The sequence below is a fragment of the Flaviramulus sp. genome, from assembly GCF_982512915.1.
Genome location: NZ_CEWOCJ010000008.1, coordinates 104,413 through 120,588 on the forward strand (window position 1 = coordinate 104,413; position 16,176 = coordinate 120,588).

Below are 16,176 nucleotides of genomic sequence, written 5' to 3' on the forward strand. Positions count from 1 at the left end.
GAGGCACGAGAAAAGATATAGCAGAAAGCCCGACCCGAAAGGGTAACGCCAAAATATTACATACTTAAAATTTTCTTTTTTTGCTCTTTAAATGTTTTAATTTTAGGGAGTTCTTCTAGTGCTATATTGATGTGCTTTAAGGCTTCGGTTTTATTGTTTTTGTAAGTGTTTATTTGAGCTAACCGGTAATGTGCCCAAGCCTTTGGAACTCCATCTTCGGGCGAATAATTTTTTAGATATACTTGTAAGCACTGTTCTCCCTTTTGCAACTCCACATTATACTCGGCAGCCACTTTACCTATTTGATAGTGCAACGCATTGCGCTGGTGTTTTTTTTGAGCTTCTTCAATGTTCTGAATGGCTTTTTTAGGTTCTTTTTTACTTTCGTAAAGATTGGTAAGCTTATCGAAACAGGTTAACGAGCCGCCTTCATGTATGGCAAGTTTATAAAATTTTTCTGCTAATTCTGGCTCGTTATCGTATTCGTAAATATATCCCTTTGCCAAGTAACCATCTACTTTTGAGAGGTTTTCAAGCTCTTGAGCGTACTGCAAAGATTTATTTTTACTACCTCCAAAAACACCTGGTATTTGCATAAACAATTCTACCAAAGCCCAACGTGCATCAATATGTTTTGGATCTAATTCTGCTGCTTTTATAAAAGAAGCTTTAACATCGCCTATAAAACCAATGGCTTTAAACTTGTTTTCTAGAGCTTTCATGCCCAAAGCGCCACCGTATTTGTAATGATAATTTGCGTTACTACTGTTAGCTTCTACAAGTTTTTTATATTCTGTAATAGCTTCGTCCCACTTTTTTTGATGTCCAAACGTATCGCCTAATAACTCTATGGCTTTTAAATCTGAAGGATGTGATTCCAAAAACTGAATAATATTTTTCTCAGCTTGAGCGTATTGTTTATTTTGAAAAAGTATGTCTACATTATCAATACTTGTTTGGCCAATAACCAAAACTGGAAAAAGAAATAAGTAGATTATTTTTTTCATTTAATTATATTCAGAATAGCAAAGTTAAACTTTATAGTGGACTAAAAATAGATTACTTCCATAACGAACGTTATAGTTTTGTTATTTATTATTTTAGTAGATATAAAGATAATACTTAACGTAAAAATACTTGCATTTGTTAATTGATTTAAAAAAAAGTAACTCAAAAAACCTCTTTTTTTATCTATTAAACGGGTAATCGTTAGCCCAATTAAAACCTCTGTTCATCAATATAAAGTTATCTTTATTTAAAATCTTACCACTTGCTTTAATAGTATCGTTTTTATATAAAGTTTCAAAGGTAAATTCGTTTTCTGTTTTTTTATAATTAATGGTCATTATATCGGTAGAATCCTTATAACTTACGAGCTTTAATTCATTTTTTAAAGTATCAATCTCAGATTTATAAGAGTTTACCGACTTATCAATATTATGAATTTGAACACTTCCTTTTCGTTCTGAAATTAAATAACGCCATCTTTCAGTATTGTTAAGATCGGTTGAAATGGTATCGCCATTTTTTTCAAACATATTAATCTTAAATAACCCATATAAATCAGGTTTTGGTGCGCCATCCCCATATACTTTTTGAGATTTAGATAAATTAATTATTCCAAAAATTATAATGTAGGGAATCAGTAAAGCCTTCATTATTATAGAAAATAATTTTAATGATTTCTCATCTGGTTTAGTAGGTTGTTTTATTATTGAAAGACTCACTGTTTTTCCAGTGAAAAAAAATGTAAACATGGGTTTTAAATCTTTTAGAATTAAAAATAGGGTCATTAAAAACAAATGTGTAGAAAGAATTTTTACTGGAACATCATAAAAATAATTTACTGCCATAACATTAGCTGTTGTCATTATAGTAATAATAGCTCCAGCTGTCATGGTTCTTCTAAACAACAACAAGCCTGCTGAAACCTCAGCTATCCCTATAAAAAGATTATACCCTTTAGAAAATCCCAAAAATGTCCAAGCTAAACCCATTGGAGATGAATCTCCATAGGGCTGTAATAATCTAGAAAATGATGGAGATGGAAATTGGAGTTTAATAACTTTAACTAATCCATAATTTATCAACATTAGCGCAACATAAAAACGAATGGCAACTGTAATCCAATAATATAATTTTCTATAATTACTTCGGTTTCTATCTAAAAAAGACCATATTAAAGTCCCAAAAACTGCAACAACAGAAAACATAAAAATGCAAACATAATCATAGGTAGTATCGCCGCTTCCATTAGTAAACGTGGTAATTTGTTCAGGAAGTTTAAGAATTTTTTCTCCAAGCCAAGGAATAAACTTATGCAATAAACTTGTAGGATAATTAGCTATTAATACCCAAAAAGGATAAGCGCCATTATTATTTAAAACAATAAAAAGTAAAAAATAAATAAAGCTAAATCTGAAACCAATTTTCTCTAAGAAAGACCATTTTGAATCTGAAGATAATGCACTCATAATAACTGTTTTTGATTGATTATTTTTGTGAAAAATAGTATTTTAAGGCTAGAAACCAAATTAATTAACAGCAAGTTAAAGGCTTTAGAAGCTATAAAATTTTGTGTTTACATTAATTACTATATTTGTTTTATCTCAAAAACTTTAGTTTTGAAAAAGTTAAAACCCGAAAATACTATTTTAAAGCTATTACTATTAATAGTCCTAATTAATGGTTATAGTTGTGGCTTAAAAAAGGTTATTCTGCAGAAAGAGGAATTAATTGAAAGTAATCCTAAATTAATTTTTTTAAACTATAATGTATCAGAAACTAAAAATGGTGAAACCGAAGTTGCATTCATCAATAAAAAAATTACCGATGGTAAATTGAAAAATTATAAAAATAATTTTATCGAATCTGCTTCTATTGGTGATTTAAAGTGCATGCAGTTGGATGAAAATTCTAATCCTATTCAAAGTGAAATTATAAAAAATCCATTAATTCAAACAGTTGAGTTTGTAAATGATTCTTTATTTTTAAAGAAAAAACAAATACATTTGAAAAGCACTCAACTTGCTTTAAAATTACAATTACATAGTAAAACAAAGTCGATAACAATAAGTAAAATTACTGATAGTTTACAGAATTCAAAAGCCCTAATAAAGACGATACTATAAACAAAATGAAAAACCTACTTATTACATTACTTTTTTTGATAAGTTCTCAAATACATCATACACAAACTTTTGAGGTTGAATCTTTAAAAGTTTCCGGTGATAATGATAAAAGAATTAACCTCGTTATTTTAAGTGAAGGCTATCAAGTTTCAGAATTTGCGAAGTTTAAAAACGACGCCATAAATTTTATGACTGATATGTTTTCGCAATCACCATTTGTGGAATACACTAATTACTTTAATGTATACATTATAAAAGTGCCTTCGAATGAAAGTGGTTCAGATCATCCAGGAACTGCGACTGATGTGATAGAACCTGCATCAGCTATCATTAATGTTGACACATATTTTAATACGAGTTATGATAGTTTCAATTTCCACAGATTGCTATTTAGCTCTGATTATGCAACCATAAATACGGTACTTGCAAATAACTTCCCTGAATTCGATCAAACCATCATATTAGTGAATTCTGATGAGTATGGAGGAAGTGGTGGACAATTTCCTTTTACTTCTACTGGTACTAGTGCCAACGAAATTGCTATACACGAATTAGGGCATTCGCTTTTTGATTTAAAGGATGAATATTACCCCGGAGATGTATTGGCAGCTGAAGCTATAAATATGACTCAAGAAACTAATCCAGCCCTAGTTAAATGGAAAAACTGGCTAGGAATTAATAGTGTTGGAATTTATGCATATGCTTCTTCTGGCACTGCTGCTACTTGGAATAGGCCACATCAAAATTGTAAAATGCGTTATTTAGGTGTGCCTTTTTGCTCTGTTTGTAAAGAAGGTATGATAGAAAAAATACATGATCTTGTGTCTCCTATCGACTCTTATATGCCTATTTCAAATACAGTTAACAATCCAAGTTTCCCAATAGATTTTAATTTGAATTTAATAAAGCCTGAGCCAAATACTTTAGAAAACGAATGGGTTTTAAATAGCCTAAATATTGCTAATAATGTTGAAGTGGTTTCTTTACTTGAAATTAATTTAATTGAAGGAATTAACACTTTAAATTCAATAGTTACAGATAATACTAGTTTTTTAAAAATAGACAATCATGAAACTATACATTTAAGTATGGTAACTTGGACTATTAATTATTCTAGTTTAGGAATTGAAGAAATCGATAGTGTTTTAAATAATTTAAGCATTACCGTGTACCCAAACCCTACTAATGATGTGATAAATTTTAAGTTTGAAAATAATAACAACTTAAGCTTGAAAATTGATATTGTTAGTATTGACGGTAAAAAAATAGAAACTTTATTTGTTGATAATTCACAAACACTTCAAATAGATATTAGCGCCTATAGTACAGGCCTATACCTTGCCAATTTTTACTCAAACAACATTCTTTTGTCCAATAAAAGAATCATAAAAAACTAGATTACTACTTAGGTGGATATTTAGATAATATTTTTTCTACAATTGCCTTTAATTTAGCTTCTCTATTTTCGGGAGTTCCGTTTGGATTAAAACTAGATTCACTTACAGCTTGCCAAAATAATTGTTTTTTATTTTCATCAACAAAATCGATAGTTATTTGACGGTTGATATTAGATTGTCCAATGGGTAACCCAATAGAAATACCGCCTCCTGCATTTCTGCCACCACCACCTAAACCTACACCTACGGTATTCTGTTGATTTATTTGAAATTGTTCACTTTTTATATCAATAAAAAAATCTGGAGTTTCCACTAAACTAAAACCTCTCATTGCCATTGATGTATCCAATTCATCTAGTAACCTTTTAGTATCTAACTCACTCAAACCTGTTTCCATATCTTTATAGTAGTTATAAGTTTTATAATGGCTAAAATCGGTTTGTAAATCATAATCATAGGTCACACGAATGGGTGCACAAGACACTATTAGTATGGCTAGAATAAAAAAAACGGGAGATTTCATAACTTTATTTTTTTTTAATAAAGTTAATTAAAAAAATATGCTAGAAACTATTAAGTATAAAATTTTAAGACAATTTAATTAATCATTCAAAATCTTCCAAAGGAGATCTTTTAATTCTGTTATGCCTTGTTGCGCAACAGACGAAATTAGTAAATAAGGAATAGGCAACTCATTATCTAATTGAATTTTTAGTTCTGCTTGTAACTCATCATCCAACATGTCACATTTTGAAATTGCTACAATGCGCTCTTTATCTAACATTTCAGGATTGTAACGGCGTAATTCATCTAGCAAAATATCATACTGCTTTTTAATATCTTTAGCATCCGCTGGTATTAAAAACAATAACACAGAATTACGCTCTATATGGCGTAAAAAATAATGTCCTAGGCCTTTTCCTTCAGCAGCACCTTCAATAATTCCGGGGATATCAGCCATTACAAACGTTTGAAACTCACGATACTTTACAATACCTAAATTAGGTTTTAGGGTAGTAAATTCATAATCAGCAATTTTAGGTTTAGCTGAAGTAATAACTGATAAAAGTGTAGATTTTCCTGCATTTGGAAAACCTACCAAACCAACATCAGCCAGCACCTTAAGTTCCATGGTTACGTATTTCTCTTCCATAGGAATCCCAGGTTGCGCATAACGAGGCGTTTGATTTGTTGATGTTTTAAAATGCCAGTTTCCTAAACCACCCTTACCTCCTTGAGCTAAGATTTTTTCTTCCCCTTCATCCGTTATTTCAAAAAGTATTTCGTTACTTTCTGTATCTCTAATAACGGTTCCCAATGGAACTTCGATGTAAACATCTTCTCCATCAGAACCAAAACTTCTTCCGCTACTACCATGTTCTCCATGGCCAGCTTTAATATGTTTTTTAAACTTTAAATGCAGAAGTGTCCAAAGGTTCTTATTACCTATAACGATAACATGACCTCCTCTACCACCATCACCTCCATCTGGTCCGCCTTTAGCCACATATTTTTCTCGATGCAAATGGGCAGAACCTTTACCCCCGTTACCAGAGCTAACAAACATTTTTACGTAGTCTACAAAATTTCCTTCAGTCATGTTTTAGGCAAAATGTTATTAGATATGGAAACAATAATTTTATAAATTTTTAATTCTTTTTGGCCTCCCTAGAAGAAAATACAAGATTGTTCCAAAGAAAGGTAAAAACAAAACAACTAAAACCCAGATTATTTTATCATTACCATTAAAATCATTTTTTAAAATACTTATAAGTGCTAAAACTGGAAAAAGCAAACAACACACTGCAATTATAATTATAATAAGCTGCCATATACCAAGAGCAAAATTAATTTCCAAATTCATATTGTAAGTTATCAATTACAGAACTTAAACGCAGAGTAATATCATCAATACTTCCAACACCATCAACTCCAAAATATTTATCTTGAGCAGTATAGTAGTCTTTTAAAATGGCAGTTTTATCGTAATATTCTTTAATTCTATTTCTTATGATCGATTCATCTGCATCATCAGGTCTTCCGCTCGTTTTTCCTCTTCCTAATAGACGCTCTACTAAAATTTCATCATCTACTTCTAAAGCAATCATAGCATTTATTTGAGAATCTTTACTATCCATAAGAGCATCCAATGCGTCGGCTTGTGCATTGGTTCTAGGAAAACCATCAAAAATAAATCCTTTAGCTGTCGTGTTTTTTTCAACTTCAGCTTCTAACATATCTATAGTAACTTGGTCTGGAACTAGCTCACCTTTATCTATATAAGATTTAGCAAGCATACCTAATGCAGTTTCGTTTTTAATATTGTACCTAAAAACATCTCCGGTTGAAATATGTACTAAATTATATTTCTCTTTTAAAAAGTTTGCTTGTGTTCCTTTTCCTGCACCTGGAGGTCCAAATAGCACTAAATTTGTCATGTATTGGGTTTCTTTAATTTGATATACTTCTGGTAAATTTCTTCCTAATCCATCATAGTCTAATCCATAACCTACAATGAATTTATTAGGAATTTCAATACCTACATAATGTAATTTAAAATCTTTTTTATAAGCTTCTGGCTTGTGGAACAAGGTTGCTATTTTTAGCGATTTCACTTGTTCATTTTTAAAAATCCTGTAAACCTCGTGTAATGTATTTCCTGTATCTATAATATCTTCCAAAATAATTACAGTTCTATCAGTTAAATCTTGTGTTAAACCAATTAAACGCTGGATGTCCTCTGTTGATTTTACGCCTTCATAAGACGCTAGTTTTATAAATGTAACTTCACAAGGATTTGGATATTTTTTCACAAAATCACTCACAACCATAAACGATCCATTTAATATCCCAACAAAAACAGGAATTTCATCACCAATATCCTCAGCAATTTGAAGAGCTAAGCGTTGCATAGCCTCATCAATTTGCTTTGCAGAAATAAATGGTTTAAAATATTTGTCGTGTAGTTTTATCACGGGTATTAATTTTTAAAGTGGCAAAGATAATCAATAGATTGCCTAATATCGATTTTTTGATTTATGTTTTAGGAACTATTTTAAGATTTAAGTGTATTTTTGCGTGTATAAAATGAATTATCAACAATAAATCATGACAAATTACTTTTCTACAAATTTTAAACTCGGTATTCTCGGCGGTGGGCAGTTAGGCAAAATGATGCTTTATAATACCCGCAAATTTGATATTTATACCGCTGTTTTAGAAGCCAGTGAAGATGCACCATGTAAAATTGCATGTGATGAATTTCATTTGGGAAATTTAATGGATTATGATACTGTTTATAATTTTGGAAAGCGAGTAAATGTATTAACTTTTGAAATTGAAAACATAAATGTTGACGCCTTGGAAACTCTTGAAAAAGAAGGTGTTAAAGTCTATCCTTCATCAAAAACATTAAGAACCATTCAAAATAAAGCAAAGCAAAAATTATTTTACGTTGATAATAATATCCCTACAGCACCTTTTTCCCGTTTTGCATACCTATCAGAAATTGAAGATGCTATAAATAATGGCGGTTTAAAATTTCCGTTTGTTTGGAAAGCAGCTCAATTTGGTTATGATGGCAATGGCGTTAAAATAGTGAGACATCTTTCAGATTTAGAAGGGCTACCAAAAGGAGAGTGTATTGCAGAAACATTGGTGCCTTTTAAAAATGAATTAGCTGTGATAGTTGCCAGAAATGCTTCAGGAGAAACCAAAACCTACCCAGTTGTAGAGATGGAATTTCACCCAGAAGCCAACCAAGTAGAATATGTTATTTGTCCTGCAAGAATTTCTGAGGAAATTGCAAAAAAAGCTGAGGAAGTTGCTTTAAAAACTTCAAAAGCTTTCAATCATGTTGGCCTTTTAGCAGTTGAAATGTTTCTAACTGAAGACGACCAAATTTTAATAAATGAGGTTGCACCTAGACCTCATAATTCTGGACATCAAACTATTGAGGCTAGTTATACATCTCAGTTCGAACAACATATTAGAGCTATTTTAGATTTACCATTAGGACGAACAGGAAGTAAAGTTGGTGGTGTCATGGTTAATTTAGTTGGTGCCGAAGGTTTTACAGGAGATGTAGTTTATGAAAACATTGAAAAAATTATGAAAATGGAAGGTGTCACACCTCATATTTATGGTAAAAAACAAACACGCCCTTTCAGAAAAATGGGTCATGTTACTATTGTAAATGAAAATTTAAGTGAAGCCAGAAGAATAGCAGAAGCAGTTAAAAAGACAATCAAAGTAATAAGTATATAATTATGAGTAAAGTTGGAGTTATTATGGGTAGCAAAAGCGACTTGCCAGTTATGCAAGAAGCTATTGATATATTAAACGGGTTTGATATTAAAGTTGAAGTTGATATTGTTTCAGCACATAGAACTCCAGAAAAATTATTCGATTATGGAAAAAATGCGCATGCTAGAGGTTTTTCAGTAATTATTGCTGGTGCTGGTGGTGCCGCACATTTACCAGGAATGATTGCTTCTTTATCGCCACTACCAGTAATAGGGGTTCCTGTAAAAAGCAGTAATTCTATTGATGGTTGGGATTCTATATTATCCATTTTACAAATGCCAGGTGGGGTTCCTGTAGCTACTGTAGCTTTAAATGGCGCTAAAAATGCCGGTATATTAGCTGCACAAATTATAGGCGTATCAGACAAATGTGTTTTAGATAAAATTATGGCTTATAAAGAAGGCTTAAAAATAAAAGTAAACGAATCTGCAAAAGACTTATAATAAAAAAAGCCTCGAAATAATTCAAGGCTTTTTAGCTATTAACAAATAATTCTTTTGAGTTAGTCACTCCACAAATTAATAATCGCAAACATAAAAAAAATTTATTATGCATGAATAATAAATTTTTACTTTTTAAAATATTTATTGAAAAATGACAGAAAACATATTAAATAAATCGTTTAACAGCAATTTTGGTACAGCACCTTTTTCAAAAATAAAGAATAATCACTTTTTACCAGCTTTCAAAAAAGCTATAAAAGATGCTAAAGATGAAATTGATGCTATAGTTAATAATAATGAAAAGCCTAATTTCAAAAACACAATTGAAGCCCTAGATTTTTCTGGAGAACAATTAGACAGAATTTCTAGTATTTTTTTTAATTTAAATTCTGCTGAAACCAATGAAGAGATTCAAAAAATAGCTCAAGATGTTTCACCTTTATTAGCAGAATTCAGTAACGATATTACTTTAAATGAAGATTTATTTAAACTTGTAAAAGTAGTTTATGATTCTAAAGATTCATTACAATTATCAACAGAACAAAATACATTGCTTGAAAAAAAATATAAAGGGTTTTCAAGAAATGGTGCTAATTTATCAGAAGACAAAAAGCAACAACTGAGAGAAATTGATAAAAAACTAAGTCAGTTAAAATTAAAATTTGGTGAGAATGTTTTAGCAGAAACTAACAATTTTGAAATGCTTATTACTGATGAATCTAATTTATCTGGGCTCCCTGAAGGCGCTATTGAAGCAGCAAAACAATTAGCCGAAAGCAAAGATAAATATGGTTGGCTATTCACTTTAGATTACCCTAGTTACATTCCTTTTGTAACCTATGCTGATAATAGAGAATTACGTAAAAAATTAACTTTAGCTGCTGGAGCAAAAGCTTTTAAAGGAGATACTTTAGATAATCAAGAAAATGTACTTCAAATAGTAAAACTACGCCACGAGCGTGCCCAATTGTTAGGCTATAAAACACACGCACATTTTGTTTTAGAAGAACGAATGGCTAAAACCCCTGAAAAAGTTGCATCGTTTTTAAATGAATTATTAGAAAAAGCAAAACCTGCTGCTTTACGTGAATTTGCAAACCTTCAGAATTTTGCAAAAGGGTTAGATAACATTGATCATTTAGAAAAATGGGATGGCTCTTATTACGCCGAAAAATTAAAACAAAAGTTATTCGATTTAGATGACGAAAAACTAAAACCATACTTTAAACTAGAAAACGTTATAAACGGTGTATTTGCAATTTCTAAAAAATTATTTGGATTGCACTTTGAAGAAATTGATACCATAGACACATACCATCAAGATGTTTTAACATATAAAGTAACCAATGATAATGGCGATTTAATTTCCATTTTTTATGCAGACTTTTTTCCAAGACCGGGCAAACGTAATGGCGCTTGGATGACTTCATTTAAACCTCAGTATATCAAAAATGGAGAAAATAGCAGACCACACATTTCTATAGTTTGCAACTTTACCAAGCCAACAAAAACAAAACCATCGCTTTTAACTTTTAACGAGGTTACCACATTATTCCACGAAATGGGTCATGCGCTACATGGTATGTTGGCAAACACAACGTACCCAAGTTTATCTGGTACTAGCGTATTTTGGGATTTTGTTGAACTACCAAGTCAGGTTTTAGAAAATTGGTGTTATGAAAAAGAAGCTTTAGAATTATTTGCTACACACTACGAAACCGGAGAAATTATTCCAATGGATTTGATAAAAAAAATTAAAGAATCTGCTACTTTTCATGAAGGCATGCAAACTTTAAGACAAATAAGTTTTGGTCTTTTAGATATGGGTTGGCATGCTAGCGACTCTACAGAAACCATAAAGGATGTAAAAGCATTTGAAACAAAGGCCTTTGAAAACACTAAATTATACCCAGATGTAAATGAAAATTGTATGAGCACCTCATTTTCTCATATATTCCAAGGAGGTTATTCATCTGGATATTATAGTTATAAATGGGCAGAGGTTTTAGATGCAGATGCTTTCGAATATTTTAAAGAAGCTGGTATCTTTAATAAAAACGTTGCTAATAAGTTTAAAGATTTTGTATTATCACAAGGTGGTACAGAAGATCCTATGACATTATACAAACGCTTCCGCGGAAAAGAACCTCAACCAGAAGCATTACTAAAACGTGCTGGATTGTTTTAATAAAATTCATTTTTTTACCCTATTTTTGAGAAAATAAAAATTGCTTACTAATGCTTAACCATCAATTAAATCCTAATAATTGGATTGACTTGTATTCTGATTACCTATTCAACTATACGATTTCCCGTGTTAATGATAGAGAGATAGCTCAAGATCTTGTTCAAGATACTTTTTTGGCAGGTTTAAAGTCAATGAAAAATTTCAAAGGTGAAGCTAGTGAACGCACGTGGCTAATATCGATTTTAAAAAGAAAAATTATAGATTATTATCGTAAAATAAATTCTAATAAAGGAAAAGCAGAAATAAGAATTACATATAACGAAGATTCTGAGAGTGAAGGCGATTGGTTAGAAGAACGTGTTGCAGATCCGTTTGATAAAACCGCTGAATACACTATAGAAAATGAAGAGCTTGGTGATGCCATTCACAAATGCCTTAACAAATTACCAGAAAAACAAGCGGAAGTTTTTAAAATGAAAACTATTTTAGGGTATGAAACCGAAATTATATGTAATGAATTAAATATTACAGCGTCTAACCTTTGGGTAATTATACATAGAGCACGAACTGCAATGGCTGATTGTTTAAAAGAAAATTGGTTTTAATTATGAGTAATATAAAATTTTTTATTCCCTGCGATGAAGCAAATCACACTTGTGATAAATCTCAATATAAAGAAGCTACTTTTTTAGAAAAAATTAAATTAAATATTCATTTAATTTATTGTAAAGCTTGCAGAAAATATACTAAAAACAACGCCTTACTTACTAAAAAAATCAAAATATCAAAAGTAGACTGCCTTGATAAAAACACTAAAGAAGCGATGAAAAAAGATTTTGAAAACGCATTAAAAGAGCATTCCATTCAATAAAACAAAAACAACAAAATAAGCCAAAAAATCGGCAAACCTTCTACCCAAAAAGCACTATAATATTTCCTTTGTTCTGTTTTAGAAAACAACAAAAAAATCAACGTAAGTGATGTTATTAAGACTAAAATAATTATAGCAATGTAAGTTGTTTGATTTTTAAATAATTCCAATAAAAAAAACATACCCAAAAGCAAACTCCCCATTATTTTGGTTTGTCTCACTCCTATTTTCTGCGGAATAGTAGCTAGTTTTAAACTATCGTATCTTAAATCTCTGATTTCAAAAGGTAGCATCAAAACAATAATTAGAATGAAACGCTGTATAGCCGTTAAAAACACATCATCATTAAGAGAAAAACTATTTTCAATTAATGGTAAAAAAACGGTAACTCCAGTCCAAACTAAAGCTATTAAATAAATTTTAAGTCCACCAATGTTCCTTAAATTATGTTGGCTATCGATGTAAAAACGTTTTGGCAAAAAAGGAATAGCATATAAGAAAGTAATGATTCCAAAAGCTAAAATATATAACAATGTTATTGATTGTAATTGCCATATAAAGTAGCTCATCAAAATAAAAGATAGAAACGAAAAAAATTGAATGTATCGTAATCTATTTGCTAAACTACGATGATGAAATTTGGCCACACCAAAATATTTAACAAAATTATATCCTGTTATAGATGAAGACAATACAAACAATAGAATTTTAAAATCGAAAGGAATTTCGAATTCTAATAAGGTAATCCATGTTAACGATACAACAGAAAAAGCCACATGAATACTACTATCAATATAAAAATTAAAAAGCTGCTTTAAAACCTTCATAAAACAAAAGTAAGCAAAGTGTTAATAACACTTTCAATTGGTTAAAAACTTTCATTTTCAATAACAAAACAACTTAAATTATTACGTAATTTTGCAAACAAAAACGCAACTTATTTTTAATGGATACAAACGCCTTTGCACTTCGTCATATTGGCCCAAGAGAAGCCGATCAAAAAGACATGTTGAAAACTATTGGAGTAAACTCTTTAGACCAACTAATTAATGAAACGATTCCTGAAGATATTCGCTTAAAAAAGCCTTTAAATTTAGATGAACCTATGACAGAGTATGAATATTTACTTCATATTCATGAGTTATCTAAAAAAAATAAAGCGTACAAAACTTACATTGGTTTAGGATATCATCCTACCATTATGCCAGCGGTTATCCAAAGAAATATTTTGGAAAATCCAGGTTGGTATACAGCATATACACCTTATCAAGCTGAAATTGCCCAAGGTAGATTAGAGGCGCTTTTAAATTTCCAAACGATGGTTATTGATTTGACTGGTATGGAAATAGCTAATGCTTCCCTGCTTGATGAAAGCACTGCTGCTGCTGAAGCAATGAGTTTATTGTTTGCCGTAAGAGAGCGTGACCAAAAGAAAAATAACGTTTGTAAATTTTTTGTTTCAAATAATATTTTACCACAAACTTTATCACTACTTCAAACAAGAGCTAACCCAATTGGTATTGAACTCGTACTTGGTGACGAAGGAACTTTTGACTTTTCATCCGAATTTTTTGGAGCTTTACTTCAATACCCTGGAAAAGATGGACAAATAACAGATATAAAAACCTTTATTAACAAAGCTAATGACGCTGAAATTAAAGTAGCTGTTGCTGCTGATATTTTAAGTTTAATAAAATTAGAAGCGCCTGGTAAATTTGGAGCCGATGTTGTTGTTGGTACTACGCAACGTTTTGGAATCCCGATGGGTTATGGAGGACCACATGCCGCTTTTTTTGCAACAAAAGAAGCTTACAAAAGAGACTTACCTGGACGTATCATTGGCGTGACCAAAGATGCTAATGGAAACCGAGCTTTAAGAATGGCCTTACAAACAAGAGAGCAACACATAAAACGTGATAAAGCAACTTCTAATATCTGTACAGCACAAGTACTTTTAGCTGTAATGGCTAGTATGTATGCGGTTTATCATGGTGTTGAAGGGTTAAAATTCATAGCTAATAAAGTTCATAATAACACCAATGCACTTGTAAATGCATTAGAAAAATTAGGCTATAATCAAGTTAACACTTCTTATTTTGATACCATTCAAATAAAAACGGATTCAAAAAATATAAAATCCGTTGCTAAAGAAAAGAAAGTTAATTTATTTTACCCAGACAGCGAAACTGTTACCATTTCAATAAATGAAACAACAGCTATTAGAGATATTAATTATTTAATTTATGTTTTCGCTGAAGCAGCTAAAAAAGAAACTATTATAATTTCTGAAGTTGAATCTTCCAATAAAATAATTGAATCTTTACAACGTCGTTCGGAATTTTTAACCGATACAGTTTTCAACACATACCATTCAGAAACTGAATTGATGCGATACATAAAATCTTTAGAACGTAAAGACTTAGCATTAAATCAATCCATGATTTCTTTAGGTTCTTGTACCATGAAGCTAAATGCAGCTTCTGAAATGCTCCCTTTAAGTTGGTTTAAATGGGGCAATATTCATCCTTTTGCGCCTCTAAAGCAAGCCAAAGGTTATTTAACAGTCCTTAAAGAATTAGAAGATCAATTAACTGAAATTACTGGTTTTGCAGCAACATCTTTACAACCAAATTCTGGTGCTCAAGGTGAATTTGCAGGTTTAATGGTTATAAAAGCTTATCATGAATCTCGTGAAGATTTTCATAGAAATATTTGTTTAATACCATCATCTGCACACGGAACAAATCCAGCAAGTGCTGTTATGGCAGGTATGAAAGTAGTTGTAACGAAATCAACAGCTGAAGGGAATATTGATGTTGATGACTTACGTGAAAAAGCAGAATTATATAAAGATAATTTATCTGCACTTATGGTAACATATCCATCTACCCACGGGGTTTATGAATCTGCTATAAAAGAAATAACGCAGTTAATTCATGACAATGGAGGACAAGTTTATATGGATGGTGCTAACATGAATGCGCAAGTAGGGTTAACCAACCCAGGTAATATTGGAGCTGATGTTTGCCACTTAAACTTACATAAAACGTTTGCGATACCTCATGGCGGTGGTGGACCAGGTGTTGGCCCAATCTGTGTTGCAAAACAATTAGTGCCATTTTTACCGGGAAATCCTTTAATTAAAACTGGTGGAGACCAAGCTATCACTGCTATATCTGCCGCTCCTTTTGGCTCTGCATTGGCTTGCTTGATTTCTTATGGATATATCAAAATGTTAGGTTCGGAAGGCCTAACTCAATCTACAAAAATTGCTATTTTAAATGCGAACTATATTAAAAAACGCTTAGAAGGCAGCTTCGAAACACTTTATTCTGGAGAGCGTGGTCGTGCAGCACATGAAATGATTGTTGATTGCCGTCCGTTCAAAGCGAATGGTATTGAAGTTGTAGATATTGCAAAACGATTAATGGATTATGGTTTTCATGCACCAACCGTTTCTTTCCCTGTAGCTGGAACTTTAATGATCGAGCCAACTGAAAGTGAAGGTAAATCTGAAATGGATCGTTTTTGTGATGCCATGATTTCTATCAAAAAAGAAATTGATATTATTTCAAAGGATGATGAAAATAATGTTTTAAAAAATGCACCACATACTTTAGAAATGATAACTTCTGATGAATGGTATTTACCTTACTCACGCGAAAAAGCGGCTTTCCCTTTAGACTATGTAAAGCAAAATAAATTCTGGCCTAGTGTAAGACGTGTGGATGATGCTTATGGAGATAGAAATTTAATATGTTCGTGTACCCCTATCGAAGCTTATATGGAAGCCTAAAAAGCATTTTGAACATCGTAAATTAAACTAAAAATAAATTGCCTT

15 protein-coding genes are annotated in these 16,176 nt (G+C 31.3%); 8 read left to right on the forward strand and 7 right to left on the reverse strand.

The annotated features are described in order from the left end of the window. Positions 1–56: 56 nt before the first annotated feature. Both AC1XJX_RS07700 and AC1XJX_RS07705 read right to left on the reverse strand, forming a co-directional pair. On the reverse strand, positions 57–1,007 hold the full coding sequence (locus AC1XJX_RS07700; RefSeq protein WP_482003390.1) for a tetratricopeptide repeat protein: 951 nt from the start codon (positions 1,005–1,007) through the stop codon (positions 57–59). 180 nt (positions 1,008–1,187) lie between these two features. Then, positions 1,188–2,474, reverse strand: a complete 1,287-nt coding sequence (locus tag AC1XJX_RS07705; protein WP_482003391.1) for a hypothetical protein — start codon at positions 2,472–2,474, stop codon at positions 1,188–1,190. Positions 2,475–2,624: 150 nt separating this feature from the next. Here AC1XJX_RS07705 and AC1XJX_RS07710 point away from each other — a divergent pair, with 150 nt between their 5' ends. Together AC1XJX_RS07710 and AC1XJX_RS07715 are read left to right on the forward strand one after the other, a co-directional pair. Further along, positions 2,625–3,131 carry a hypothetical protein gene (locus tag AC1XJX_RS07710; protein ID WP_482003392.1) on the forward strand — a complete coding sequence of 169 codons (507 nt, stop codon included), beginning with the start codon at positions 2,625–2,627 and terminating at the stop codon, positions 3,129–3,131. A 5-nt stretch (positions 3,132–3,136) separates the two neighbouring features. Then, positions 3,137–4,528 (forward strand): T9SS type A sorting domain-containing protein, encoded by a 1,392-nt coding sequence (locus AC1XJX_RS07715; RefSeq protein WP_482003393.1) that lies wholly within the window; start codon positions 3,137–3,139, stop codon positions 4,526–4,528. A gap of 4 nt (positions 4,529–4,532) precedes the next feature. On the opposite strand, the gene AC1XJX_RS07720 is transcribed toward AC1XJX_RS07715, so the two are convergent. The 4 genes from AC1XJX_RS07720 to AC1XJX_RS07735 form a co-directional block, all read right to left on the reverse strand. Further along, complete coding sequence (locus AC1XJX_RS07720; RefSeq protein ID WP_482003394.1) at positions 4,533–5,051, reverse strand: DUF4136 domain-containing protein; 519 nt, start codon at positions 5,049–5,051, stop codon at positions 4,533–4,535. Between the two features lie 78 nt (positions 5,052–5,129). After that, the gene (obgE, locus tag AC1XJX_RS07725) at positions 5,130–6,128 is read right to left on the reverse strand and encodes a GTPase ObgE (protein WP_482003395.1); all 999 of its coding nucleotides are present in this window, start codon (positions 6,126–6,128) and stop codon (positions 5,130–5,132) included. 39 nt (positions 6,129–6,167) lie between these two features. Then, complete coding sequence (locus AC1XJX_RS07730) at positions 6,168–6,392, reverse strand: PLD nuclease N-terminal domain-containing protein (protein ID WP_482003396.1); 225 nt, start codon at positions 6,390–6,392, stop codon at positions 6,168–6,170. Further along, positions 6,376–7,503 carry an adenylate kinase gene (locus AC1XJX_RS07735; protein WP_482003397.1) on the reverse strand — a complete coding sequence of 376 codons (1,128 nt, stop codon included), beginning with the start codon at positions 7,501–7,503 and terminating at the stop codon, positions 6,376–6,378. The genes AC1XJX_RS07730 and AC1XJX_RS07735 overlap by 17 nt, the downstream gene beginning before the upstream one ends. Before the next feature lie 133 nt (positions 7,504–7,636). On the opposite strand from AC1XJX_RS07735, the gene AC1XJX_RS07740 reads away from it, so the two are divergent. The 5 genes from AC1XJX_RS07740 (at position 7,637) to AC1XJX_RS07760 (ending at position 12,335) form a co-directional block, all read left to right on the forward strand. Continuing rightward, entirely contained in the window at positions 7,637–8,794 is a 1,158-nt protein-coding gene (locus tag AC1XJX_RS07740) for a 5-(carboxyamino)imidazole ribonucleotide synthase (protein WP_482003398.1), read from the forward strand. A 2-nt stretch (positions 8,795–8,796) separates the two neighbouring features. Next, entirely contained in the window at positions 8,797–9,276 is a 480-nt protein-coding gene (gene purE, locus AC1XJX_RS07745) for a 5-(carboxyamino)imidazole ribonucleotide mutase (protein WP_482003399.1), read from the forward strand. A 151-nt stretch (positions 9,277–9,427) separates the two neighbouring features. Continuing rightward, positions 9,428–11,464 (forward strand): M3 family metallopeptidase, encoded by a 2,037-nt coding sequence (locus AC1XJX_RS07750; RefSeq protein WP_482003400.1) that lies wholly within the window; start codon positions 9,428–9,430, stop codon positions 11,462–11,464. 50 nt (positions 11,465–11,514) lie between these two features. Then, entirely contained in the window at positions 11,515–12,069 is a 555-nt protein-coding gene (locus AC1XJX_RS07755) for a sigma-70 family RNA polymerase sigma factor (RefSeq protein ID WP_482003401.1), read from the forward strand. Between the two features lie 2 nt (positions 12,070–12,071). Next, positions 12,072–12,335 (forward strand): hypothetical protein, encoded by a 264-nt coding sequence (locus AC1XJX_RS07760; RefSeq protein ID WP_482003402.1) that lies wholly within the window; start codon positions 12,072–12,074, stop codon positions 12,333–12,335. Here AC1XJX_RS07760 and AC1XJX_RS07765 read toward each other — a convergent pair. Next, positions 12,329–13,162, reverse strand: coding sequence for a UbiA prenyltransferase family protein (locus tag AC1XJX_RS07765; protein WP_482003403.1), 834 nt, complete (start codon positions 13,160–13,162; stop codon positions 12,329–12,331). The two genes, AC1XJX_RS07760 and AC1XJX_RS07765, sit on opposite strands and share 7 nt — an antisense overlap. Positions 13,163–13,281: 119 nt before the next feature. Here AC1XJX_RS07765 and gcvP point away from each other — a divergent pair, with 119 nt between their 5' ends. Further along, a complete protein-coding gene (gcvP, locus tag AC1XJX_RS07770; RefSeq protein WP_482003404.1) occupies positions 13,282–16,131 on the forward strand; it encodes an aminomethyl-transferring glycine dehydrogenase in 2,850 nt (949 codons plus the stop codon). Positions 16,132–16,176 lie beyond the last annotated feature (45 nt).